Genomic DNA, 2,307 nt, shown 5'->3' with positions numbered 1-2,307 from the left:
ATAGCTGTTGAACTAAGCCGCTTCGCGGAGGACTTTCCTCTCACTTATCCGATAGACCAAACTTATGATGTATCCATAGATTAAGGAATACATCATGACCCCATTAAGACAACAATTTATCGATGAAATGGCGGTTCGCCGTTTTTCTCCGAAAACCCATGCAAGCTATTTACGTTGGGTTAAAGATCTATCTACTACTTACGATCTGTCCCCCGATTTACTCACCGATCAACAGATTAGTGCATATTTACGTACGCTCACCACAGAGCGGAGCTTAAGTAGTAGTACTTGTGCTCAAGCTTTGAATGCCATCTTGTTCTTTTATCGTGCCGTTTTGAATAGAGAATTTGAAGAGCGACTGGTTCCCCCGATTAAACGCGCCAGTAAAATACCGGAGCTGCTTAATCGCGAGGAAGTAAGAAGTATCATTAGTCATTGTCGAAGTCTTAAATATCAGACCGCACTTGAAATGTGTTATGGATGTGGCCTACGTGTCAGTGAGGTCGTGGGTTTGTACGTGAAAGACATTGATGGTACGGCGAAACGGCTGCACATTCATTGTGGTAAAGGCAAAAAAGATCGCTTTGTTCCACTGGGTGATAGCCAACTGAATCATCTTCGAAATTACTGGTGTCATTATCATCCCACCGTAGTGCTGTTTCCCAGCCTAGAGCCCGAAAAGCCATTGGGTATTAGCTCTTTGCAGAAGTGCTTCAAAGCAGCAAAAGTTGAGGCTAACGTCAGAAAATTAGGGGGAATACACGCCCTGAGACACGCCTATGCAACTCATCAGCTTGAATCGGGCATGCCTTTGAATGTTCTGCAGCGTTACCTTGGGCATTCGAATATCAAAACGACATTGAGGTACACCCATTGGATAGGTCATCACAACGAAAGCTCGGACGGAAGTAAGTTCGACTTAGTTGCTCAACTATGGGAGGAGAGCGAATGAACGCATTATCTCCTTACCAAGCCGTATTAACCCAAGGCTTAGAAGAGCTTGATAAAAGCAAAGTCACACCGAGGCAGTGGCAAGTACTCCATCATTTAAGAGACTGCCGAACAGAGCGTATGGGCAGTTACGACTGGCGTTGTCAGCAATGCGGTCATGAAACGCGTTGGTACTGCTCTTGTCGAGACCGCCATTGCCCCAATTGCCAAGAGCAAATGAGGCAGCAATGGTTAACAAAGCGAAGCCAAGATATTTTACCCGTGGCCTATCATCATATGGTTTTTACCTTACCGCACGAGTTCAATGCTCTGGTTAAAGCGCATCCTAAGGTGGTTTATCAATGCTTGTTTCATTCCGTGTGGGCAACATTATGCGCGTTTGCTAATGAGCGGCATCACCTTGTCGGTCAACTTGGAGCATTAATGGTTCTTCACACTTGGGGAAGAAATCTGAGTCAACATACTCATATTCATTGCCTACTACCGAGTGGGGTGCTTACAAAAGATCGGCAATGGCAACGGACAAGAAAAGAGAGTTACCTGCTTCCGGTTAAAGCCTTATCCGTTCGCTTTAAGAAAGAGATGTTATGTCGAGTAAGCGAGTTGATAGCGACGCACAGTAATTTATTAGAGGAAGCCGCTAGTAAGAGATGGGTTGTGTACAGTAAACCTGTACTCCACGAGCCCACAGCGGTAGTGGGTTATCTATCTCGGTATTGCAATCGTATTGGGTTAAATCCAAACCAATTAAGTTATAACGTGGATGGCCGTATCACGATGAGTTACAAAGATTATCGAACCAACGGGACTCAAAGAATGTGTTGTAATGCGGGCGAGTTGCTTCGACGCTTACTTTTACATGTGTTGCCTAAAGGGCTAATGCGAATACGCTACTATGGCTTTTTAGCTAATGCTGTACGGGTAAAAGCGATAGCGGAAATTAGGCATAGCTTACGAGAGCGACCCGCAGAGAAATCGGAAGTGCTGAAAGAGAAACCGTGTTGTCCGAACTGCCATAGCAACAGCATGGTACTCGTGTGCATCAATATTAGACCTAGGATAGTCGTTTCAGAGTACCAACTGACCTAGTTGTCTGATTATAATGAATAAAATTATCGTTGTGTTATGGCGAGAGAGGGGCATTGTTCGCTTTTAAAAAGATTATGCAACGGGTATAGTCGCTGTAGATAAATTGGCGGCTAGAAGTGGAAAATGAACCACTGACGGGGTACCGGTCTTAATGATAAGAGTGGAACGCAAGTCAGTCCTAAAAAGCAAATTCCATAGATAGAAGCAGCCAAGTCCAACAGGTATTTATCCATTGTGCTACGACAACGGATAAATACTTAAGCGTTA

At 44.5% G+C, this 2,307-nt stretch carries 2 protein-coding genes; both read left to right on the top strand.

All coding sequences use genetic code 11. The features are described from left to right. Window positions 1-94 precede the first annotated feature (94 nt). A complete protein-coding gene (locus ACED45_RS23860; protein ID WP_102431373.1) occupies window positions 95-952 on the top strand; it encodes a tyrosine-type recombinase/integrase in 858 nt (285 codons plus the stop codon). Next, window positions 949-2,040: an IS91 family transposase gene (locus ACED45_RS23855; protein ID WP_102431372.1), complete on the top strand. Its 1,092-nt coding sequence runs from the start codon at window positions 949-951 to the stop codon at window positions 2,038-2,040. Before ACED45_RS23860 ends, ACED45_RS23855 begins: the two co-directional genes overlap by 4 nt. Window positions 2,041-2,307: the final 267 nt, after the last annotated feature.

Origin of the sequence: Vibrio crassostreae, assembly GCF_041439375.1 — a bacterium.
Taxonomy (GTDB): Bacteria; Pseudomonadota; Gammaproteobacteria; order Enterobacterales; family Vibrionaceae; genus Vibrio; species Vibrio crassostreae_D.
The sequence above is the reverse complement of the archived record's forward strand: the minus strand, read 5'-3'. Positions and strand labels throughout refer to the sequence as shown.